This window comes from Caballeronia sp. LZ062 (genome assembly GCF_031450785.1).
GTDB lineage: Bacteria > Pseudomonadota > Gammaproteobacteria > Burkholderiales > Burkholderiaceae > Caballeronia.
The window spans coordinates 391,502-413,144 of sequence record NZ_JARTWB010000001.1 but is presented as its reverse complement, the minus strand read 5'-3'; the positions used below and the strand labels follow the sequence as shown (position 1 = coordinate 413,144).

Annotated in this window: 22 protein-coding genes and 1 pseudogene; 9 read left to right on the top strand and 14 right to left on the bottom strand. The window is 64.7% G+C overall.

The genetic code is table 11. The features are described 5' to 3' along the window. Nucleotides 1–111: 111 nt before the first annotated feature. Nucleotides 112–1,950: a zinc ribbon domain-containing protein gene (locus P9239_RS02035; protein WP_309748839.1), complete on the bottom strand. Its 1,839-nt coding sequence runs from the start codon at nucleotides 1,948–1,950 to the stop codon at nucleotides 112–114. On the opposite strand from P9239_RS02035, the gene P9239_RS02030 reads away from it, so the two are divergent. Beyond that, a complete protein-coding gene (locus P9239_RS02030) occupies nucleotides 1,949–2,170 on the top strand; it encodes a hypothetical protein (RefSeq protein ID WP_309748838.1) in 222 nt (73 codons plus the stop codon). The genes P9239_RS02035 and P9239_RS02030 overlap by 2 nt on opposite strands. Before the next feature lie 530 nt (nucleotides 2,171–2,700). Here the strand turns inward: P9239_RS02030 and P9239_RS02025 are convergent. Next, nucleotides 2,701–4,284, bottom strand: coding sequence for an aldehyde dehydrogenase (NADP(+)) (locus P9239_RS02025; RefSeq protein ID WP_309748837.1), 1,584 nt, complete (start codon nucleotides 4,282–4,284; stop codon nucleotides 2,701–2,703). A gap of 151 nt (nucleotides 4,285–4,435) precedes the next feature. Between P9239_RS02025 and P9239_RS02020 the strand changes: the two genes are divergently transcribed. Continuing rightward, a complete protein-coding gene (locus P9239_RS02020; RefSeq protein WP_309748836.1) occupies nucleotides 4,436–5,371 on the top strand; it encodes a LysR family transcriptional regulator in 936 nt (311 codons plus the stop codon). A gap of 9 nt (nucleotides 5,372–5,380) precedes the next feature. On the opposite strand, the pseudogene P9239_RS23360 reads toward P9239_RS02020, so the two are convergent. Next, nucleotides 5,381–6,104: pseudogene (locus P9239_RS23360) on the bottom strand (methyltransferase). Between the two features lie 270 nt (nucleotides 6,105–6,374). Here P9239_RS23360 and P9239_RS02010 point away from each other — a divergent pair. Next, nucleotides 6,375–7,604 carry a sensor histidine kinase gene (locus tag P9239_RS02010; RefSeq protein WP_309748834.1) on the top strand — a complete coding sequence of 410 codons (1,230 nt, stop codon included), beginning with the start codon at nucleotides 6,375–6,377 and terminating at the stop codon, nucleotides 7,602–7,604. A gap of 63 nt (nucleotides 7,605–7,667) precedes the next feature. Here P9239_RS02010 and ahpF read toward each other — a convergent pair whose 3' ends face one another. Further along, complete coding sequence (gene ahpF, locus P9239_RS02005) at nucleotides 7,668–9,254, bottom strand: alkyl hydroperoxide reductase subunit F (RefSeq protein ID WP_309748833.1); 1,587 nt, start codon at nucleotides 9,252–9,254, stop codon at nucleotides 7,668–7,670. 149 nt (nucleotides 9,255–9,403) lie between these two features. Next, nucleotides 9,404–9,967 (bottom strand): alkyl hydroperoxide reductase subunit C, encoded by a 564-nt coding sequence (gene ahpC, locus P9239_RS02000; RefSeq protein ID WP_175941980.1) that lies wholly within the window; start codon nucleotides 9,965–9,967, stop codon nucleotides 9,404–9,406. Nucleotides 9,968–10,153: 186 nt separating this feature from the next. On the opposite strand from ahpC, the gene P9239_RS01995 reads away from it, so the two are divergent. After that, nucleotides 10,154–10,849, top strand: coding sequence for an NADPH-dependent F420 reductase (locus P9239_RS01995; protein WP_404980156.1), 696 nt, complete (start codon nucleotides 10,154–10,156; stop codon nucleotides 10,847–10,849). 143 nt (nucleotides 10,850–10,992) lie between these two features. Continuing rightward, a complete protein-coding gene (gene ribA / locus P9239_RS01990) occupies nucleotides 10,993–11,661 on the top strand; it encodes a GTP cyclohydrolase II (protein WP_309748831.1) in 669 nt (222 codons plus the stop codon). Between the two features lie 18 nt (nucleotides 11,662–11,679). On the opposite strand, the gene P9239_RS01985 is transcribed toward ribA, so the two are convergent. The 3 genes from P9239_RS01985 to P9239_RS01975 form a co-directional block, all read right to left on the bottom strand. Continuing rightward, nucleotides 11,680–12,417 carry a 2OG-Fe(II) oxygenase gene (locus P9239_RS01985; protein ID WP_404980183.1) on the bottom strand — a complete coding sequence of 246 codons (738 nt, stop codon included), beginning with the start codon at nucleotides 12,415–12,417 and terminating at the stop codon, nucleotides 11,680–11,682. Nucleotides 12,418–12,508: 91 nt separating this feature from the next. Next, on the bottom strand, nucleotides 12,509–13,000 hold the full coding sequence (locus tag P9239_RS01980) for a hemerythrin domain-containing protein (RefSeq protein ID WP_309748829.1): 492 nt from the start codon (nucleotides 12,998–13,000) through the stop codon (nucleotides 12,509–12,511). 58 nt (nucleotides 13,001–13,058) lie between these two features. Further along, a complete protein-coding gene (locus P9239_RS01975) occupies nucleotides 13,059–15,368 on the bottom strand; it encodes an ATP-dependent DNA helicase (protein WP_309748828.1) in 2,310 nt (769 codons plus the stop codon). Between the two features lie 98 nt (nucleotides 15,369–15,466). Here P9239_RS01975 and P9239_RS01970 point away from each other — a divergent pair, with 98 nt between their 5' ends. Continuing rightward, nucleotides 15,467–15,604, top strand: a complete 138-nt coding sequence (locus P9239_RS01970) for a hypothetical protein (protein ID WP_309748827.1) — start codon at nucleotides 15,467–15,469, stop codon at nucleotides 15,602–15,604. A 69-nt stretch (nucleotides 15,605–15,673) separates the two neighbouring features. Then, entirely contained in the window at nucleotides 15,674–16,042 is a 369-nt protein-coding gene (locus P9239_RS01965) for a DOPA 4,5-dioxygenase family protein (protein WP_309748826.1), read from the top strand. 16 nt (nucleotides 16,043–16,058) lie between these two features. Here the strand turns inward: P9239_RS01965 and P9239_RS01960 are convergent, their stop codons facing one another. The 3 genes from P9239_RS01960 to P9239_RS01950 form a co-directional block, all read right to left on the bottom strand. Then, the gene (locus tag P9239_RS01960; protein ID WP_309748825.1) at nucleotides 16,059–16,637 is read right to left on the bottom strand and encodes a phasin family protein; all 579 of its coding nucleotides are present in this window, start codon (nucleotides 16,635–16,637) and stop codon (nucleotides 16,059–16,061) included. 207 nt (nucleotides 16,638–16,844) lie between these two features. After that, nucleotides 16,845–17,333 (bottom strand): hypothetical protein, encoded by a 489-nt coding sequence (locus P9239_RS23355; RefSeq protein WP_404980155.1) that lies wholly within the window; start codon nucleotides 17,331–17,333, stop codon nucleotides 16,845–16,847. A gap of 37 nt (nucleotides 17,334–17,370) precedes the next feature. Continuing rightward, entirely contained in the window at nucleotides 17,371–18,306 is a 936-nt protein-coding gene (locus P9239_RS01950; RefSeq protein ID WP_309748823.1) for a DMT family transporter, read from the bottom strand. A gap of 333 nt (nucleotides 18,307–18,639) precedes the next feature. Here P9239_RS01950 and P9239_RS01945 point away from each other — a divergent pair, with 333 nt between their 5' ends. Next, nucleotides 18,640–18,834: a hypothetical protein gene (locus tag P9239_RS01945; protein WP_309748822.1), complete on the top strand. Its 195-nt coding sequence runs from the start codon at nucleotides 18,640–18,642 to the stop codon at nucleotides 18,832–18,834. A gap of 17 nt (nucleotides 18,835–18,851) precedes the next feature. On the opposite strand, the gene P9239_RS01940 is transcribed toward P9239_RS01945, so the two are convergent. Then, nucleotides 18,852–19,307 carry a hypothetical protein gene (locus P9239_RS01940; RefSeq protein ID WP_309748821.1) on the bottom strand — a complete coding sequence of 152 codons (456 nt, stop codon included), beginning with the start codon at nucleotides 19,305–19,307 and terminating at the stop codon, nucleotides 18,852–18,854. 274 nt (nucleotides 19,308–19,581) lie between these two features. Between P9239_RS01940 and P9239_RS01935 the strand changes: the two genes are divergently transcribed. Next, the gene (locus P9239_RS01935) at nucleotides 19,582–19,965 is read left to right on the top strand and encodes a hypothetical protein (RefSeq protein ID WP_309748820.1); all 384 of its coding nucleotides are present in this window, start codon (nucleotides 19,582–19,584) and stop codon (nucleotides 19,963–19,965) included. An 11-nt stretch (nucleotides 19,966–19,976) separates the two neighbouring features. Here the strand turns inward: P9239_RS01935 and P9239_RS01930 are convergent, their stop codons facing one another. Both P9239_RS01930 and P9239_RS01925 read right to left on the bottom strand, forming a co-directional pair. Beyond that, nucleotides 19,977–20,225: a hypothetical protein gene (locus P9239_RS01930; RefSeq protein ID WP_309748819.1), complete on the bottom strand. Its 249-nt coding sequence runs from the start codon at nucleotides 20,223–20,225 to the stop codon at nucleotides 19,977–19,979. Nucleotides 20,226–20,526: 301 nt separating this feature from the next. Then, complete coding sequence (locus tag P9239_RS01925) at nucleotides 20,527–21,591, bottom strand: trypsin-like peptidase domain-containing protein (protein ID WP_309748818.1); 1,065 nt, start codon at nucleotides 21,589–21,591, stop codon at nucleotides 20,527–20,529. Nucleotides 21,592–21,643: the final 52 nt, after the last annotated feature.

The window sequence follows — 21,643 nt, the reverse complement described above, 5'->3', positions numbered from 1 at the left end:
CCATGTTTGACCCTTGAGTCGAGTAGGACGGGTTCTTGGAAAGTCACGCGACGCGCGGGCGTCGCGTGAAACGGGTGATGCGGTAATGCGAAACTGAGGCCGCGAAACCGGTCAGCGAGCGGGCGCGGGCGTTTGGTTGCCGCTGCTCCAGCCGTACTGCTTGATGGCGCGCTCGACGTCGTCGGTCTTGTCGGCGTCCATGCGCGCCGTCACGTTCGATGCCGCGAAGGCGGTCGCCGGGCGGGCAGCGCCGCTGATGGGCGCGGTAGGCAGCGGACTCGGAGCGGTCGTGACTGCCGTGGTGGTCGCAACGGCGGGACGCTCGATGCTCGCGGGCCGGACGCTTTGCAAGCCCGTCGGCAACGTGTGCGCCCCTTGCGGCTGAACCGACGCTGTCTGCGGCAGGACGGGCGGCACGAACGACTGGGCGCCGGCGGGCGTTGCGCGCTGCGCGGGCGCGGCGGCCGGGGCGGGCGACGGCGCTTGCGTGGGCGCAGGCGCAGTCCGCGCGGCCGGCGCGACGTACATGCCGTTCGGGGCGGCCGGGGCCACGTACATGTCGCTCTGTGCGCTGCTCGGCGCGACGTACATGCCGTTGCTGTTCGGCGGGCTCGTCGCGACGTACATGCCGTTATTCGATTCCGCCGCGTGCGTCGGCGCAGCGGTCGCCGGCTTCGGCGCAGAGGGCGCTGCGGCGACGGACTCTGGAGCGGTCGGCGTGGCGGGCTTCGCCGCCGTCGTGGTGCCCGGCGGCGGCTGAAGAATCGTGGCCGCGACCATCGCGTTGGTCGCGGCTTGCGCACGCGCGAGCTTCTCCGCACGCGACGTGTATTCGCCTGCTGCGCGGGCGTCGTCCAGCGCTGCCTGGCGAGCCGCCGCTGCCGCCGCCGCGGCGGCTGCCGCGTTCGCGTTGCGTTGCGCGCTGCGCTTGTCGGGCGCGGGCTTCGCGGCCAGCGCGTCGGTCTTTTCCGCCTGCGGCGCCGATGCAACGTTTGCCTGCGCGGGCGCGGCAGCAGGCGCGTTTGCGACGGGAGCGGGCGCTGGCGTGACGCTGCCGGCTGCCGCCGTGCCGCTGTTGGTGTCGTCGGTTGCGTTGACGGCGGGCGCGGCTTTCTTCGCGCCTTGCGGCGTCGCGACGAGCCAGCCGGCGTGCGTGATGACGCGCTCGAGCATGGCCTGCGACTCGCCGTTGCCGCCATCCAGTGCCAGCGCCTCGGCCGCGTTCTGCTGCACGCAGGCCCACGCTGACGTGCGTTCGCAGGCGCGCGCGAGTTGCAGTGCCGCGTCGCGCTGCAGTTCGCGTTTGACGAGCTCGTCTTTCAGTGCATCGAATTCGGGGCGCGCTTGCTGATTAGCCGGCAGCGCTTTCATCCGGGCGCGCGCCAGCGTGAGATCGTGCTGGTCCAGCGCCGCGCGCATGCCGTGCAGCGCGTCGCCGGGGGCGAGCGTCAGTGCGCTGGCCTTCGGCGCGCTCGGCGTTTGCTGTGCGGACTGGTCGGCGGAAGAGGTCGCGTCGGTCGCGTCGGTGGAACCGGAGGCATCTGTCGCGCCGCGTCCGAACGGGCCGAACTTCGCATCGATGGAGCCGGATGCGCTCAGATCGGTGGCAGGCGCGCGGTCGTCCGCGCCGTATCGCATGTAGGCGACGCCGCCCGCCACGAGCGCCAGTGCGCATGCGCCGGCGATGAGCGTCTTCTTGCCGCCCCATTTGTCGGAGCCGGGCAGGGCGTCGGGGTCGTTGCTCGGATCGGCATAAGCGTTGCGCGCCGATTGCTCGACGCGCTTCGCACGGTGCTCGGCCGCTTTCTGCGCAATGCGTTCGCTCGCGCGCTTCGGGTCCCAGCCGCCGGACCAGTCGTCTCGCAGGCCGGGTTCGCCATCGTCAACGGGTGTGGAAGTGGAAGCCGACGCCGGTACGAACGGCGGATTCGACATTTGCTGCTCAAACATGTTGGCGCGAGGCCGTGCCGCCGCGCCGCCGCGTTTGCGGCCGAAAGTCGCGCTGCGATCGGCGCCGCAGTTCGGACAACTGTCGGCGTTCTTGCGCACCGTGCTGCCGCAGCGTTGGCAGACGACCGAGAACATGGATGCGGGAAACGACAAACGCGTGGTCATGCTGAAGCCCTCGAAGGACATATGCGATTACGTGGCCGCCGTGCGCCCGACTTAAGCGCGGCGAACGCCACGGCGTCTGGGCGGCAGCAATCCTTCGTATTATTTCCTCGCCCGGCCATAACACCGGGCGGAAGACGAAATCCGACTATGGCGTCAACCATCGCCGGACGTCAATCGCGTTTCGCACCTACCTCGGGCCGCTCGGCAGCGTCGGCTACGCGCAATTCACGTGCATGTCGTCTTGCGCTGCCGTGAAATGGCGGCGCGCGGCCCTCGTCGGATGCGAAAGCGGATGGATGCAGCCGCGACACCGTCCGGTGCGCGCACAGCGCCACGCTTCTCTACTATTCGGGACATTTTGGGCGTCAGGCCGCGGTGGTGAGACGCCATTCTTTAGCCGATAACCGACAAGGACGGATGGCCGCTCGCTAACCCGCTGATGCGAAAGACGTTCCGGTGCGCGCGCCGTGTTGTTTTTGCATCGGCTCGGGCGTGGGGTATGCTACGCCCCTGGATATATTTGGGATTCCGAATCGATCGCGCCAAGCTGCGTGGAGCGCCCCGAAGGGCGCTCCGGCGAAACGATCAGCTTGCGAGTTGCAGCTTGCCGTCGATACGGCGGTTCAGGCCGAGCGGGTTATCCGACTTGACCGCGTCCGGCAGCAGTGCCTCGGGCAGGTCTTGATAGCTCACGGGCCGCAGGAAGCGGTTGATCGCGAGACTGCCGACGGACGTCGAGCGGCCATCCGCAGTGGACGGATACGGGCCGCCGTGGACCATGGCATGGCCCACTTCGACGCCCGTGCCAAAGCCGTTGACCAGAATCCGGCCCGTGCGGCGTTCGAGCGGAGCAACGAAGCTGCGCGCGTCGGCGTAATCGGCTTCGTCGATCTGCAGCGCGGCAGTGAGCTGCCCTTCGAGCGATTCGATCAGTTCGCGCATCGTGGCGAGGTCCGGGCAGCGCACCACGAGCGACGACGCGCCGAAAATCTCGTCTTGCAACGCGTGGTTCTTCTGGAACGCATCGGCGGTCGTGACGAAAAGCGCCGCCTGACCCTGATTGCCGCCTTGCGCCGGCAGGCCGCGCGCCGCGGTCTCGACGCCGCCGTGCGACGCGATTTTCTCGACCGCGCCTTCGTATGCCTTGTGGATGCCCGGCGTGAGCATGGTCTGCGCGGCGGTTTCCTTCAGTGCCGCCGATGCCGCTGCGATAAACGTGTCGAGGTCGGGACCGTCGACGGCCAGCACGAGGCCCGGATTCGTGCAGAACTGGCCCGCGCCCAGCACGAGCGACTGCACGAAACCGCGCGCGATGGCTTCCGTGCGATTGGCGAGCGCCGCCGGGAACAGCAGAACCGGGTTGATGCTGCTCATTTCCGCGTACACCGGAATCGGCTCGGCGCGCTCGGCGGCGAGCTTCATCAGCGCCGTGCCGCCGCCCCGCGAACCCGTGAAACCGGCCGCCTTCACGCGGTTGTCCTTCACGAGACCCTGACCGATGTCGCGACCGCTGTCGAAAAGCAGCGAGAACGTGCCTTCAGCCATGCCGCAATCCTTCACGGCCTTTTGCACCGCGCGGCCGACGAGTTCCGCCGTGCCCGGATGCGCGGAGTGCGCCTTCGCAATCACCGGGCAACCTGCGGCCAGCGCGGACGCCGTATCGCCGCCGGCGACCGAGAACGCCAGCGGGAAATTGCTCGCGCCGAACACGGCGACGGGACCCACGCCGATATGACGCAGACGCAAGTCCACGCGCGGCATCGGCTTGCGCTCGGGCTGCGGCGGGTCGATGCGCACGCCGAGGTAATCGCCGTTGCGCACGACGTCCGCGAACATGCGCAGCTGGCCGACCGTGCGGCCACGCTCGCCTTCCAGACGCCCGCGCGGCAGACCGCTTTCGATCATGCAGCGTTCGATCAGGTCGTCGCCGATATCGAGAATGTTCTGCGCAATGGCTTCCAGAAACTTCGCGCGCGCTTCCGGCGCGGTTTCGCGGTAGACGTCGAATGCGGCCCATGCGAGCGCGCACGCGCGGTCGAGATCGTCGAGCGTCGCGCCGCCGAATCCGGGTTCGATGGCCGCGCCCGTCGATGCGTTGACGGCCTTGATCGTGCCGTTGGTGCCGCGCACCGATTGTTGGCCGATGAGCAGATTACCTGTGAGTTCCATGGTGTCTCTTCCTTCCTTGGTATGGGGTCGCGACGCTTCCTCGAGCGAGCGTCGTGCTGCGCCGACTATACGACCCGGCGAGCGCGCCTGTATAGTGAAAGCTTTCCATCGCTTGATCGCTTTTCGGAATCACCCGCGCTCGTTCTGCACGATGAAGACCACCCTCGATGTCCTGATGTCGCGGCTGCGCATGAAGCAGCTTCAACTGCTCATTGCACTCGACGATCACAAGTCGCTGCACAAGGCGTCGAGCGCCATGGCGATGACCCAGTCCGCCGCGAGCAAGGCGCTCGCCGAGCTCGAATCCATGCTTGAAGCACCGCTTTTCGAGCGCGCGAAGAGCGGACTCATTCCGAATCCGTTCGGCCGCTGCGTGGTGCGCTATGCGCGTGTGCTCGCCGCCGATCTTTCCGCGCTCTGTCAGGAAGTCGCGCAGATTCGCGCGGGCACGGGCGGGCGGCTGACGGTCGGAACGATCATGGGCGCGGTGCCGGGCGTGGTCGCGCCGATGGTCAACGAGATGCACGCGAAGTATCCGGATCTCGCCGTCGAGATCGTCGAGGACACGAGCGCGAACATGCTTGCGATGCTCGACGACGGCCGCGTCGATCTGGTGATCGGCCGCGCGAGCGTGTCGGATCAGCCGTCCAAATATCACTATCAGCCGCTGACCGACGAGCCGCTTTGCATCGTGGCCGGCCGCGCGCACGGCGACGGGCAGGCGCGCGAGGTCGCGCTAGGGGATTTGGAAAACCGCCGTTGGGTGACGTACCCGAGCTATCTGCCGATGAGCGCGCTGCTCGAACGCGAACTCGATCTCGCCGGCCTGCCGATGCCCGCTAACCCCATTTCGACGGCATCGCCCTTTGTCACCGTGACGCTGCTTCAGGAAAGCCCGGACCTCGTGTCGATTCTGCCGGCAAGCGTCGCCCGCGTGTTCGAGCGTCACGGTATGCTGCGCGTGCTGCCGATCCGCATGAAGCTGAAATCGCAGACATATGGCGTCGTCACGCGCAAGGGCGGCGCGCTTTCGCCGGCGGCGCGTCAGTTCGTGCAGATGTTGCGAGACAACGGCCGGCCGCAGTAGCGCGCGGCCTCAGCGAGTCGCGACGATGAGAGGCGCGGGAACGGCAGCAGCACGGCACCGTCGGCGAGCACCGTCTAGGCGATTTCAGCGATTCGCGGGATCGGTCGAGAAACGCGGTCTGCTCGTGCGCTGAGAGCTTCCCGAGCATGGGCCGCAGCGCGCTGCCCTCAAAACATTCGGTCACCGCGTCGACGCCGCCCGGGAGCGGATGGTGATAAGTCGTGCGCATTACATCGACGCGCTCGCAATACGGCATGAGCCGCGCGTAATGCCACTGCGCATCGTGCCAAAGCGTGCGTTCCGTGCCGCCGAGCCGCTCCGCCACGGTCCATTGGCCGCCACGTCGCGCATGAGCCGGTGAGAGGGCTCGTCGTGGTTGTCCGGCATCTGGATCGCGAGCCTTCCGTTGTGCACGAGCATGTCGGCGAGGCGCGGCAGCAGCGTCTCGGATCGGGCACCCACTGTAGAGAGGCGTTCGCGAGAATCAGATCGAATTGTCCGCCAGCTCGAAGCGCACCTGCGGCAGACGTTTGCGCGCCGCGTCGATCATGTCGGCGGAACTGTCGATGCCGACGACGCGCGCATGAGGCGCATACGCGAGAAGCGTCTCGGTCGAATTGCCGGGGCCGGAACCCAGATCCACCGCTGCGTGAAGAAGGTCGCGCACAGGGCGCGTGCGCTCTGCTTCGAACAGGCTGTATTGATGCGCCTGCCAGTTGGCTGATGCAGTCATGTTCGCTCCTGCGGTTCCCGTGTTGGCCGGAAACGGCGCAATGTTGCCGCGTGGACCAGCGTCGGGCAAGCGTGGAAGACCCGTGGCAGGTAAAGATTTACCCCTAGTGCCTGAAGAGATCGGTCGGACTTGCGCTGAATGTGTTTGCGCCGGCCTATACTGCCGCTGTATCCGCGAAATGTCGCAAAGCGTCGCAAGGCGTCGCTATTCCGGTCCGACGGCCGGTCCCTTAGCGCCGTCTCCGGCGCACACAAAATTGGAGAATCGCCTATGTGCGACATTCCTGCCGACGGCATGAACGGTCTCGTCGCCGCGCTGCGAAGTGAGCAGACGGCGCTGACCGAACGATGGATGAAGCTCGTGTTCGGCGACCACGAAGTCGAGCATTCTGATCAGCTCACGTATCGCCAGCTCGCGGATCATCTGCCGAGTATTCTGGATGAAATCTGCACCGTGCTCGAAACGCGCAATCTGGGCGGACAGGAAGGCGCACTGGAGCAGGACGCCCGCCAGCATGGTCAATGGCGCTGGCAGCAGGGCTATCGCATCGACGAACTGGTGCGCGAACTGGATCTCTTCAGGCAAGTTCTGCTGTCGGCAATCGGCGAGTATGCGGCTTCGCATGAAGACCTGAGCCGCGCCGACGAGGAGTACGCGCGCCTCATGACGGACGATGTGGTGAGCCTCGTCACGCTCGCGTCGGTTCGCGAGGCGGTGAGCGAGCGCGACCGCAAGATCGACGAATACACCGGCATGCTGGAACGCGCGAACTACGAACTGACGCTGCGTCAGCAACTCATCAGCGATCTCTACGAATCGCGTATGCAGGTCACGCGCCGCGTCGCGCATGACCTGCGCAACTTCCTGAACGTGTTCTCGACCGCGCTGCAACTGGCGGCGCGCTCGCCGACCAAACGCGATACGGCGCTCGGCCTCGCGAACCGGCAAGTGGTGGACATGGCGACGCTCGTCGACGAGATGGTCGAGTATTCGAAGCTGCTAAGTGACGATTCGATGCTGACGGTCGAGCGTTTCGATCTTATCGGCCTTTTCGACGAGCTGATGCAGTCGAGCCGCGTCGCGACCGAGGCGAAAGGGCTCAAGCTCGTCGGGCATCTGGACACGACGCTGGACGCAGTGGTTTCGAACCGGCTGAAGGTCAAGCAGGTCGCGCTGAACCTGCTGTCGAACGCGGTCAAATACACGACGTCCGGCGAGATCGTGCTGTCGATCACCGCGGCGCCGGATGACCGCTGGCGCTTGCGCGTGGCGGACACGGGCGTGGGCATCAGCGAAGCGGATCAGGAGCGCGTCTTCGAAGAGTTCGAGCGCGCCGCCGCCGACGACATTCCCGGCGCGGGGCTCGGCCTCGCCATCGTGAAGGAACTGTCGCGCACGCTTGGCGGCGAGTTGCGCTTTCACTCGTCGAAGGGACAGGGCAGCGTGTTCGAAGTCACGTTTCCGCTGGTTCTTACGCCGAAGAGCGCGAGCGCGGAGTGAGCTTCTGCAAATGAAAAAAGGCGAACGGATCGCTCCGTTCGCCTTTTTGTCCGGCCTTCGTGCTTACGCTGCGACCGCTTCCTCGGCCTGCGCTTCGTCTTCCACCGATGCGCGGATCAGGTGATCGAACGCGCCGAGCGATGCCTTCGCGCCTTCGCCCACCGCAATCACGATCTGCTTGAACGGCACCGTGGTCACGTCGCCGGCGGCGAACACGCCCGGAACAGAGGTCGCGCCCTTCGCGTCGACGACGATCTCGCCGTGCTTCGACAACTCGACCGTGCCCTTCAGCCACTCGGTGTTCGGCACGAGACCGATCTGCACGAACACGCCTTCCAGTTCCACGCGATGGCTCACGCCTGTCGCGCGGTCCGTGTAGTTCAGGCCGTTGACCTTCTTGCCGTCGCCGGTGATTTCAGTGGTCTGCGCGCTCGTCACGATGGTCACGTTCGGCAGGCTGCGCAGTTTCTTCTGCAGCACTGCGTCAGCGCGCAGTTCCGCGCCGAATTCGATCAACGTCACCGCCGCCACCACGCCGGCCAGATCGATCGCCGCCTCGACGCCCGAATTGCCGCCGCCGATCACGGCAACGCGCTTGCCCTTGAAGAGCGGGCCGTCGCAGTGCGGGCAGTACGCCACGCCGCGTCCGCGATATTCACGCTCGCCGGGCACGTTGATTTCGCGCCAGCGCGCGCCGGTCGCGAGCACGATGGTCTTCGCCTTCAGCACCGCGCCGCTCGCCAGTTGCACTTCGTGGATGCGGCCCGGCACGAGCTTCTCGGCACGTTGCACGTCCATCACGTCGACTTCATAGCTCTTCACGTGCTGTTCGAGCGCCGTGGCGAACTTCGGTCCTTCCGTTTCCTGCACGGAGACGAAGTTCTCGATCGCCATGGTGTCGAGCACCTGACCGCCGAACCGCTCGGCGACGACGCCCGTGGCGATGCCCTTACGCGCTGCGTAGATTGCGGCAGCCGCCCCAGCCGGGCCGCCGCCGACGATCAGCACGTCGAACACCGGTTTCTTTTCCAGTTCCTTTGCGGCGCGCGCAGCCGAACCGGTATCCAGCTTCGCGAGGATTTCCTTCACGCCGCTGCGGCCCTGGCCGAACGTCTCGCCGTTGAGGAACATGGTCGGCACGGCCATCACCTGACGCTCTTCCACTTCCTTCTGGAACAGCGCGCCGTCGATGGCGACGTGCTTGATGCGCGGATTGATGATCGCCATCACGTTCAGCGCCTGGACGACTTCCGGGCAGTTCTGGCACGACAGCGAGAAATACGTCTCGAAGCGGTAGTCGCCGTCGAGGTTGCGAATCTGTTCGATGGTCGCGTCATCCAGCTTGATCGGATGGCCGCCGGTTTGCAGCAGCGCCAGCACGAGCGACGTGAATTCGTGACCCATCGGAATGCCCGCGAACTGGATGCCCGAGGCCTTGCCCGGCTCGCCGATGGTGAACGACGGACGACGCGCGGAGGCATCATCTTTCTCGACGACGCTGATGCGCGTCGACAGCGATGCGATTTCGTCGAGCAGGCCTTTCAGCTCACGCGACTTCTCGCTGTCGTCGAGGAAGGCGACGAGCTCGATGGGCCGGGTGACCTTTTCCAGATAGGCTTTCAACTGATTCTTGAGGTTGGCGTCCAGCATGGCGTTGTCCGTTCCGTGGCGTTGTTCTTGGGATGTTGCGGACACGCTCCGGCACGGCGCACGAAGCGCCGCATCGAAAGCGTGTTTTGGAGCTTTGACCTGCCGCCGATTCAGCGGCAAGGTCCGTGATGCGCTCGTCGAAACGAGGCTTAGATCTTGCCGATGAGGTCCAGCGACGGCGTCAGGGTTTCAGCGCCCGGCGTCCACTTGGCGGGGCAGACTTCGCCCGGGTGCGCTGCGACGTACTGAGCAGCCTGCACCTTGCGCAGCAGTTCGCCGGCGTCACGGCCGATGCCGTTGTCGTGGATTTCGCACAGCTTGATCTCGCCTTCCGGGTTGATCACGAACGTGCCGCGCAGCGCCAGGCCTTCTTCTTCGATCAGCACGTCAAAGTTGCGCGAGATCGCGAGCGTCGGGTCGCCGATCATCGGATACTGAATCTTGGCGATGGTTTCCGACGTGTCGTGCCATGCCTTGTGCGTGAAGTGCGTGTCGGTCGAGACGCCGTAGATTTCGACGCCCAGCTTCTTGAATTCTTCGTAACGATCAGCCAGATCGCCGAGTTCCGTCGGGCAGACGAACGTGAAGTCGGCCGGATAGAACACGAACACGGACCACTTGCCCTTCAGGTTTTCGTCGGTAATGGTCACGAAATCGCCGTTGTGATAAGCGGTAGCCTTGAACGGCTTGACTTGGCTGTTGATGATCGGCATTTAGCAGATTCCTCTAGCTGTGTTGTTGAAGGAGTGAATGAATTATGAACTAAAACTATCAATCCTTGGAAGTGGATTGATTTTATCATTCTAATTGATCTGGGCTATGGTGTCGATCCATAGCTGCCGCGCTGCGGCACTCGGTTTGCGATGACGTCTGTCTTAACCAGCAAACAGGAGGTGTTGATGAAGATCGGGATCATTGGAGCGGGAAACATCGGACAAGTTCTCGCCGAGCACTTCACGAAGTGCGGCCATGACGTGAATATTGCCAACTCGCGCGGGCCGGAGTCGCTGCGCGACATCGAGCGCACGACCGGCGCGACTGCCGTCGAGACGCGCGACGCGGTGAAGGGCGCGGAACTCATCGTCGTGACGATTCCGGAATCGAAGGTGCCGGATCTGCCGAAGGATCTGTTCGCGGGCGTGCCGTCGAGCGTGGTCGTCGTCGATACCGGCAATTACTATCCGCAGCAGCGCGACGGGCGCATCGAGGACATCGAAAAGGGCGTGCCGGAAAGCCGCTGGGTCGAGCAGCAGATCGGCCGGCCGGTGGTGAAGGCGTTCAACAACATCTACGCGGCGCATCTGCGCAAGGGCGGCAAGCCCGCGGGCACGAAGGGACGCATCGCGCTGCCGGTGTCGGGCGACGACCATCGCGCGAAGAGCATCGTGATGAAGCTGATCGACGAGATCGGCTTCGATGCGGTGGACAACGGCGAAATCGACGATTCCTGGCGTCAGCAGCCCGCGACGCCGGTCTACACGGCGGACCTCGACGCCGCCGGCGTGCGCGAGGCGCTGAAAAAGGCCGACCCGGTGCGCAAGCCGGAATGGCGCGCGACCGACCGCAGTCCCGGCACGTTCGAGAATCCGGCGTAAGCCTCGACCTAGGGGAAAGGAGTAAAGCCGGCGCGCGCCGTGCGACAATCTGAAAACTTTCCCGATGGGCTTTACCATGACAGGCCGGGCGGGCGCGGCGCACACCGCCGCCGTTCCCGGCATCATGGACTCGCTGATTGACTATGAAAACCGCTTCTCCCTCGCTGGACGTGCAGAACTCTCAACACCGCTTCGGCGAATGCGCCGAATGCGCGGACGTCGAACTGGCCGCGACCGCCACCATTCCGACGCGCTACGGCACCTTCGGTTCGTACGTTTATCGCGTGAAGGAGACGGATGTCGAGCACATTGCCTTCGTCATGGGCGACGTGAGCAACGGCGAATCCGTGCTCACGCGCCTGCATTCGGAATGCGTGACCGGCGACGTGTTCGGTTCGTACCGCTGTGATTGCGGCGAGCAACTCGACCTCGCGCTGCGTTATATCGCCGCTGAGAACCGCGGCATTCTGCTGTATCTGCGCGGGCACGAAGGCCGCGGCATCGGCCTGGCGAACAAGATTCGCGCGTATGCGTTGCAGGAACAGGGACTCGATACCGTCGATGCCAACCTGCACCTGGGCCTTCCCGACGACGCTCGCGAATACGACTCCGCCGCCGCCATCCTGCGCGCGATGAAAGTGAAGTCGGTCCGGCTGATGAGCAACAACCCGTCGAAGTTCGATACGCTTCTGCGCCACGACATTCCCGTGAGCGAACGCGTGGCGCTCGCCATTCCGATGCGCGAGGAAAACGAACGCTATATCAAAACGAAGCAGGCCCGCTTCGGGCACTACTTCGACGAGAACGAATAACGCGCGGGCGCTCGCTCCTCAGCGCGCGTCGTGAAAAATCACGCCCAGCATGTGCCGCTTGCCCGAGCGCAGGCGGCTCACGCCATGCCGCATATTCACGCGATACACCCCGCGCGTTCCGTTCACCGGCCGCTGATGCACCGCGAAGAAAACTGCATCGCCTTGCGCGAGCGGCACCACTTCCACGCGCGACTGCATGCGCGGCCGCTGTTCCGTCATCACGAACTCGCCGCCCGTGAAATCGCGTTTTGGCGCGGATAAAAGAATCGCCATCTGAATCGGAAACACGTGCTCGCCGTATAGGTCTTGATGCAGGCAGTTATAGTCGCCCGGGACATATTGCAGTAGCAGCGGCGTCGGGCGCGTTTGTCCGGCACGATGGCATCGCTCGACAAACGCCGCGTGCGCTTCCGGATAGCGCGTCTCGATGCGCATGACCTCGTTCCAGCGATTCGCAATCGGCGCGAGATGCCGGTACGCCGTGCCGCGAACGGCGTCGAGCGTGGCCGGCAGTGGATACGCGAAGTACTTGTATTCCCCACGCCCGAAGCTATGCCGCTCCATCACGATTCGGCTGCGAAAGCGCGCGTCGTCGTCGTACAGCGCGGCGAGCGCCGTGCATTCGTCGCGCGAAAAAAGGCCCGGCGCGATGGCCGAGCCTTGGCAGTCGAGCTGTCTCTCGATCCCGGACCAGTCGAGCGCGTCGATGCGCTCGTGAATATCCGCGCTCGCATCGGTCGCGAGCGCGCCGTCCATCGCCTTCATGCAATTACTCCGGATGTGCGTGTGCCACGTCCCACTTTGCGCCGCACGCGCCGCGCGCGCACTCCGGGTCTTGCTGTTGCATTCAGCGCGGGGTCGCCACTTCGGTAATGCGGTTTTGCAGTTCCGTCTTGCGCGCTTCGATCTTCCGGCCGAGCGCCGCGACGTCGAGCTTCGTCTTGCGGATTTCCTTGAACAGCTCCGATTCCTCTTCTTCGACGTGATGCATCACGTTTTCCTTGAGCACGCGGAAGGTCGCGTCGAAGCCCTCGTCGCCGGCCTTCAATTGCGTGAACTTTTCGATCAGCGTCTTCACGAGAAAATGCTCGACGTAGGCTTCCTCGACGTCGATCTTCTCGTCGTCGCTGCCGAAGGCTTCGCGCGCCGCCGGATAGAGCAGTTCTTCCTCGACCATCGCATGGATGGTCAGCAGCTCGCAGGCGCGCTGAACGAGTGTCGACTTGCGTTCGAGATCGTCCTTCGGCGCGCGGTCGAAGGCTTCGAACAACTGTTCGACGTCGCGATGGTCTTCTTCGAGAATCTTGAGCGCGTCGAGCGGGGTTTGTGCGGTGGACATCGGGCTTCTCCTTATGTGTGGGCCGGGCTTCGGACAGCCGCAGGCTCATGGGGTGCCGTCATTCAGCAAGAGCGATGCCCGGCGCGTCCCGTTCGCGAAGGAGCTTGACGTCCCACCACGCGGGCAACAGCCGCCGCACGTCCGCGCGGGCGAAACGGTCGTCGATCAGATACAGCACGCCGCGGTCTTGCGGGCCGCGAATCACGCGCCCGGCCGCCTGCACCACCTTTTGCAGCCCGGGAAAGAGATACGCATAGGCGTAGCCGTCGCCGAACGCGTCATGCATCCGCGCTTTGAACTGCTCGTTGACCGCGTTCAGTTGCGGCAAGCCGAGCGTCGCGACGAATGCGCCGATGAGCCGCGTTCCCGGCAAATCGATCGCCTCGCCGAACGCGCCGCCCAGCACCGCGAAGCCAATGCCGCGCCCATCCGGTTCGAAGCGCGCGAGAAACGCCTGTTGCTCGGCTTCGCTCATCGCGCGGGATTGCTGCCAGCACGCAATCGACGGATGGCGACGCGTAAGCGCCGCTGCCACTTGCGCGAGATAGTCGAAGCTGCTGAAAAAGCTTAGATAGTTGCCCGGCGCGCGGGCGTATTGCGCGGCGATCAGATCGGCGATGCGGTCGACGGAGCGTTCGCGGTCGCGAAAGCGCGTGGATACATCGGCGACGGCGCGCACGTCGAGCTGATCGGCCGTGAACGGCGATTCGACGTCGATGCGCACGCTCGTCGCGGGCAGGCCGAGCGTGTCGGCGTAGAAATGCGCGGGCGTGAGCGTTGCCGAAAAGAGCGCGACGCTGTGAGCGCGGGCGAAGCGTGGCGCGAGATGCGGGCCGGGAATCACGTTGCGCAGGCAAAACACGGCGCGGCCTTTGCCGGACAGCGTGATGTCGAAGATGGAATGCGCGCCGAAACGTTCCGCGATGCGCGTGAAATGCACGGCGTCGAAATAGAAGCGCAGCACGTCGGGGGTGAACATGTCCGGCTGCTCGGCCATTGTCTCGGTGAGCGTGGAAACCGCTTGTCCGAGCGCGCTCAAGAGCGCGGCGGGCGGTTCCTCGTGGGCCGCGTAGTCGATGCCTGCCGCCAGTTGATCGCGGCTCGCATCGCCGAAACTGCGCGCGAGGCGTGCGAGCGTTCGCTTGAAGACAGGCGGCGCGCTACGGCGCATCGCGTTGAAAGCGGCCTGATAGAGCGTCGCCGAATACATGCCGCGCGCCCGTTCGACAAGGTTATGCGCCTCGTCGACGAGCACGGCCACGCGCCAGCGATTCGCGTCCGCAAGCGCGAAAAGCATGGCGCTCGTGTCGAAGTAATAGTTGTAGTCGCCGACGATCACGTCCGCCCAGCGCGTCAACTCCTGGCTCAGATAGTACGGACAGACGGCGTGCTCCCGGGCGGTCAGCGCGACCGACGCGCGATCCAGATGCACGCGTTGCAGCGCGGCGGCGCGCGCGGCGGGCAGGCGGTCGTAGAAACCGCGCGCAAGCGGGCACGATTCGCCGTGGCACGACCGGTCCGGATGCTCGCACGCCTTGTCGCGCGCCACGAGTTCGACGACGCGCGGCGGCTTCTCTGCCGACGCGCCGAGCGTTCTCAGCGCGTCCAGCGCAAGCTGGCGGCCCGCGCTTTTCGCGGTCAGAAAATAGATCTTGTCGAGTTGCTGCGCGGGCCACGCCTTCAGCAGCGGAAACAGCGTGCCGATGGTCTTGCCGATGCCGGTCGGCGCCTCGGCCACGACACATCGCTGGGAAACTGCCGCGCGATAGACCGCTTCGGCGAGCGCGCGCTGGCCGGGCCGAAACGCGCCGTGCGGGAAACCGAGCGCGGACAGCGACGCGTCGCGGGCGGCGCGGTGCGCCATTTCCTGTTCCGCCCACGCGATGAACCGCCGGCACTGCGCCTGGAAATGTTCCTTGAGCGCGTCCGCGGTTTGCATTTCGCTGAGGACGCTTTCCGTCTGTTCGACGATATCGAAGTACACGAGCGCAATCTCGATGCTGCCGAGGCCCATCTTGCGGCACATGAGATGCCCGTACACGCGCGCCTGCGCCCAATGCAGATGCCGATGATTCTGCGGCAAGGATTCCAGGTTGCCGCGATGCGTCTTGATTTCTTCCAGCCGATTGAGCGCGGGATCATAGCCATCGGCGCGGCCGCGCACGCGCAGCGAACCGAAATCTTCCGATAGCGCGATTTCCTTCAGATAGCCCGCCGGCCGGCGGCCCGTCACGGTGACGTGGCCCGCTACGCCTTCTTGCGCCGTGGGCGTCGGCGTGAAACGCAGATCGAGATCGCCTTGCTTCGCGGTGAACTCGCATAGCGCGCGCACGGCGACGGTGTAGGCAGGCTCGGAGACTGTACGCATGTACAGTAGTCTAGCACGCGGAATAACGGGCTTCGGCGGTGCGTTTAGTGGAAGCGGCGTCGCTCGGGTGCCGCCATCGAATCGAACGGAGGCATTTTATGAAGCTCGCAAGAATCGCCTTGGTCGCGTTGGCGCTACTCGCCGCGACGCTCGCCGGGTGTCAGACGGACGGCGGCGGCGCGTCGTACAACCGCTCGTCCAGTGGAAGCAGCAGCGGCAGCGGCGGCGCGTATTGAAACGCGCGCCGCGCGGACCGTTTCGCTAAAATCGGACGTGTCTCAATATTGCCGCGCATGGATGAAACGATGGAAGCACACGACACCCCCGCGGTATCAGGCTGGCACGCCCACGTCTATTTCGACGCCGCGAGCCGCGACGCGGCTTGGCAGTTCAGGCAGGTGATCGCCGAGCAGTTCGCAGGCGAGCTTGAACGCGGCGCGCTTGCGATCGGGCGCTTTCACGAACGCCCGGTCGGACCGCATCCGCTATGGTCGTTCCAACTCGGCTTCGGCAGCGAGCGACTCACGCCGATGCTCGAATGGCTCGCGCTCAACCACGGCGCGCTCGATATCTTCATGCATCCGAATACGGGCGACGATCTGCGCGACCATCGCGATTCGGCGGTGTGGATCGGCCGCTCGCACGAACTCGTGCTCACGGCCTTTACAGGCTGAAGCGCTTCGGCCGCGCTTACTTCTTGGCGTTCGCCGGCTTGCTCGACACGACGCGAACGGCAGTCGGCGCCGGCACGGTGACGGCGGTGGACGCTTCGGTCTGCGCGGCCTGAACCACCTGGCGCGTTGCGTTGCGCGCCGCCTCGTAAGCGCAATTGGCCGATTGCGTCGCGGAGTCGATAGCGGACTTCCACGCCGACACTACGGCTTCGCTGCCGAGCGGAGCGTTCGTGACGAGGCTTTCGACGAACGCCTGCGCGTTGCGCTGCGATTTTTCGAGTTGATCCTGAGCCGCCTGCATATAAGCGCCGCGCACGCTGGTGGCAATATCGTTGACGCCTTGCCAGTACGCTTGCGCGCGCTGTGCGTTGGCTTGCATCCGGCCGTTCAGGATGGCGAAGAACTCCTGAATATCTCGCACGGCAAGTGTTTTGCCGATGAAATCCTGATGTTCCGAAAGGGCGGTCCTCAACGTGTTCACATTGAGATCGACGAGTTTCTCGAAACCCTGAACGGCCTGAGTGGCGAATCCGAAGGTGGCATCCAAGCCGGCCCGCTGGGTTGCGAGAAAGTTTTCTGGCGCAAGACTGCTCATGCTCGACTCCATGGGAAATTGCCTTTGAACTGGGCGTGATGGTGCGGTGCAGCGAGCGGTTCATTCTAGACAAGAGAAAATCGCTGTCAATTGCGATTTTCCGGGCTGCTAATAGGAGCGGCTTTTTTAAACGCTACCTAAAAGCGTAATGAGACAATTAATCGCACGATCGTCCGTCCGATAATGCCCGCAGTCGTCTGACTGTTCTCAGTAAGCGGGTAAACACTTAACGTATATCGCGTTAGTGCGTTGTTTTCCCACTTGACGTTGATCCCCTCGTTTTGAAAGAATCCGGCCTGCGGTTTCATAACGCAGCGCAGATTGGATTCCTCGTGTCACTGCCTCGTCATCGTGACTTCGTATGATTCCGACGTGCGCGAATATCAGCCGGCGCTGAACGGCGAAAATATAAATCGAGAGAGTTGAAGCAGAATGGGCCGACATACCCGAACCATCGGACACCTGGAACGCAGTCACGAAGACAACGTACTGCGGCGCGCAATCGCCGCGCGCCTCGACCGCGCCATGCAGCGCGCCAACGTCAGTTCCGCCAAAGCGGCCAAATGGGTCGACGCTAGCGAAGACGACGTCCAATTCTGGCGGCGAGGCATTACGGTGCCGCCACTTCACGCATTCAGGCGAATCGCCAACGCGCTCGATGTCGACGTGCACTGGCTTTGTACCGGTCAAACGCACGCGGCCTCGCACGTTTCATGAGGCGCGGTCGCGGACGCTAGGTTGCCTCCGCTGCCTTGCGCCCGTGCATCAGCACGGTCCCGATCCCGCTCGCCGCGATCACGCACATGCCCGCCGTCATCCACGCATCCGGCGCCTGCCCGAACAGCAGCCAGCTGAAGCACGACGCGAACGCCAGTTGCGCGTATGAGAACGGCATGAGCACCGAAAGCGGCGCGCGGCGCAACGCCTGAAGCATCAGCAACTGGCCGCCGGTCGCCATCGTCGCCATGAATGCAACGAGAAGCCAGCTCCCCACGCCGACGCGCGCCAGTTCCGGCAGAAGCCGCGCCTGATCCGCCCACACGAGCGCGCACAGCACGAGCGTCGCGACGAGGGCGGTCAGGAAGTTGGTCGTGATTGCGTCGTCCACGCGCGATAGATGGCTCGACACGACCTGAAAGCAGGCGAAGGTTGTCGCGGAGCCGATCGGCAGAATCACCGTCCACGTGAAGTCGCTGCCGCCCGGCCGCACGATCAGCAACATGCCGATGAACCCGAGCACGACCATCGCCCATTTGCTGCGCGATACGTGATCCTTCAGCACGAGTGCGGCGAGCAGCGTCGAGATGAGCGGCGCGAGCATCGCAAGGGAAGTCGTCACGGGAAGCGGCAGGTATCTCAACCCCGCGAAGGTGCAGGCCGAATTGGCGAGCAACAGCAGCGCGCGGACGACTTGCAGCTTAAGAGTGCCGGTGCGGAAGGTGCGGAAGAGGCCGAATGCGCCGCGCTGCGCCTGCCAGACGCCGAGCACGATCATCTGAAACAGGTAGCGCACCCATAACAGCGCGACGATCGGCACCGCGGCGCCGATGAGCTTGACGGTGGAATCGCTCGCCGCGAATGCCGCCGTGGTGAGGATCATGACGGCGATGCCAGCGCCGGTGGTCTCGGTACCAATCGAGAAACGCGTCTTGCCCTCTAAGGTCGCCATCGAGTGTCCACCGGGTTGTCATCCGCGAATTCGGGCCGGCGCTTTTAAGCCGTTGCTTGCATTTTGCGGACATGAACACATGCTGACAAGGCGGCAGTAATGTTCCGCGCGATGCTGTTGTGCAGAGGTCACGGCGGTCGAAAATGTACTAGACGGTTCGCTTTCAAAGGCGCAGGGCGATTTCCGCCGCCCTGTAAAAAGCTCAACGCTGCGCTCGATTGTGCTCGTGATTGTGCTCGTGATTTGCTTTGCCTGTCGCTATTTGCCGCCTAGACTTAAAGTGGTTTCTCAACCTGCGGCGCGGAGGCGACAGTGAGAACGAGACCGAAAGAGATGGTGCGCCTGCTCGCCACGCTGCGGCGTTCGGCGCAATGCCGCGCGCTGCGCGCGGCGGCGGCGCAGGAAGCCATGCGCCGGGCGCAGCAAGAGGCGGAAGAGGAAGAAGCCAGCGAGACCGAGCGCAATTCCAGCTCGTCCGGCGACACCGAGGCGCGTTGCCCGCAGGCCGCGCATCGGCGGATGCATTAAGTCGGGAAGCGCGTCTGTCAGGCGCGTGCGTGGTTCCGGTAGGGCGAAAAACGCCAGTGACCGGCCGGGTCTTTCACGGCGATGGCGCCGTGTTCGTGCAGCATGTCGCCCAGTGCGCCGGGCTTGATTTCATCCGTCATCTTGATGACAAGCAGCGTCCGCTCGCGGCAGCAGTCGTCCGATGAGGCAGGCGCGGGCGGGCGCGGCGTCGCGAGTTCACGGGTGGCGAAGCGGTTGTGCGCCCCGATCACGCCCTGATGCTCGCCGTGCGCGACGTATTCCGCTTCGTCTTCTTCGTGCGACAGCATCGGAAACGCGTCGAGCGTCGCGTCGTGCTGTCCCGCGCGGTACAAATGCGCGTCGTCGCGCGAAAGTCCTGCTTCTTGCAGCGCCCGGAGCGCCTCGTGTCCATCGCGATACGACTCGAACACACCCACAATCACCTGACTCGTCTGATTAGCCGTTTGAATCATCGTCACCCTCCGCCGGCCCGCCTGCGCGGGTCGCGTATTACGCTCCGTGTCACGGGCGAGCGTCGCTGACCGATGATCGAACGACGGCGCTCCCGAAACGCGCGCTTGTGTTGATCGTCTTACGATTTGAGCAACGGCCGTTCCCGCACGTGCGGACGCGACCGTTCGGCGTACTGGAGATGAGCCGGGTTGCGACCCCATCGCGGATCGCCTAAAGTGTGTCCTTCGTTTAGAACCCGCGTGCCGGCACCGGCGCGCTCTTCGCGAGGCCCGAATGACGGCGAAAGCGTCCGCGTGGATGTTCGTGCTGGCCGCAGTGGGCGCGAGTCCGGCGTGGGCGGCGCAGTGCTACAGCGACGGCGATGTCGTCACGCTCGAAGGCACGGTGACGCGCCAGGCGACGCATCAGGCCGATGCGGACGCGAAACCGGCGTTGGTGCTGTCACTGGCAAGTCCGGTTTGCGTAACCAGCGCGGGCACGGGGCAGGGCGGACGGCAGCAGTCGAACGTGTCGGCAGTGCAGATCATCGACGCTGAACCCGCGGAGCGCGCGCGCGTTCAACTCACGGGCAAGCTCGTCACCGGCAACGTGAGCGCGTATTACGCCGTGCCGACGGCAATCTGGGTGCTGAAACAGCGCGTGCTGTCAGGACAGTGACGAACGAGCGCTCACGCGGCTTTGGCGCGGGCCCGGCAGTACTGCGCGACGACCCATTGCAGCGGGCGTTCGTCGAGCTTGCGCTCTTCGGCAAACCGCATGATGGCGTCGAGTTGCTGGCCGCTGCAGCGAAAGGCTTCGCGGCGCGGTACGGAATGCTTGTTGATATGCTTGGTCATGGCAATCCCTTTTTGCTTGGTTCTCAGTGGACCTTGGGACCTTCCCCGGAGGGCAGGCTGGCCGAACGGTGACCCGTTCATGCGCCTGCTGCTTTCATCATTAGGCCGGATCACGGTGATCCTGACCGGCTGCTAGCGCACATAGTCACCAGAACGCTTGACATGACGCAAAGCGTGGGCCTGAAGGCCGCGCGTCAGTTTGCCTGCGCGGAATAAGCCATTGCGCTCAGTCGTTTAGCACTGCACGGGATAGACATTGACGCGGCCGCATGGCGCGCGATGGACAAGGACAAGAGCCGGCGCGGGAGACCGGAAGCAGGGAACATAGGCGCTCGAAGACGGCGGGCATCGCAACATGGCCGCCGTCTTCGAGACACAGGCATCAGCCGATCTGCTCGACCGGCGTCACTTCGAGATCGAGCAGCTGCGTCCCGCGCAGCACCGCGACCTTCACGGCGCGTTCGATACGCGACGCATCCAGCGCGCGCTGCAAGCCGTCGACGCTATCGACGTTCACGCCATCCACCGCGACGATGCGGTCGCCCGTGCGCAGCCCGCCGAGCGCGGCCGGGCTTCCCTTGACGACTTCCATCACGTGCACTGCGCTCGCCGACGTCAGCCCGAAGAAGCGCTGCACGCGCCGTGACACCGGCGCGGTCGTTCCGGCGACGCCGATATAGGCGCGCCGCACGCGTCCATATGCGAAGATCTGCATGATGACCCACTTGGCCGTATCGATGGCGGTCGCGAAGGAAATGGCCTGCGCGCCCGAAATGATGGCCGTGTTCACGCCGATCACCTGTCCCGCCGAATTGATGAGCGGCCCGCCCGAATTGCCGGGATTGAGCGCGGCGTCGGTCTGGATGACGTCGTAGATCATTCGGCCGGACGTCGAGCGCAGCGACCGTCCGAGCGCCGACACGACGCCCGTCGTCACAGTCTGCGCAAGCCCGAGCGGATTGCCGACCGCAATCGCGATCTGACCCACGCGCAGATTGCCCGATTCGCCCAGTTCGACGTGCGGCAGCGGTTCGGGCGAGCCGATACGCAGCACCGCCAGATCGCTGCCCGGATCGTCGCCGACGAGATCAGCGTGGAAGTGCGCGCCGTCCGCGAGCGTCACGGTGATGCGCGTTGCGCCGTGAACCACGTGACTATTGGTCAGCAGATAGCCGTCGGGCGTGAAGATGAAGCCCGAGCCGGTGCCGCCCGCGTGGCGGCGCGCACCGCGGGCATCGGCCAGTTCGCGCTCGACCGAAATGAAAACGACGGCTTGCTGCACGCGCTCGAGCGCGCCGATCACGGTGCGCGAATACGCATCGAGCAACGCGGTGTCGTCGAGCGGCTGCGTTTGCGTTTGCGTTTGCGTCTGCGTTCGCGATTGCGACAGCGCGGCGTCTTGCGAGCCGCGCGCAAGATCGTCGATGAATTGAGGTCGGCTTCCCATGGTGGACTCCGGATGTTCGAGAGCCGACATGCGGGCCGCCCGGACGCTTTTC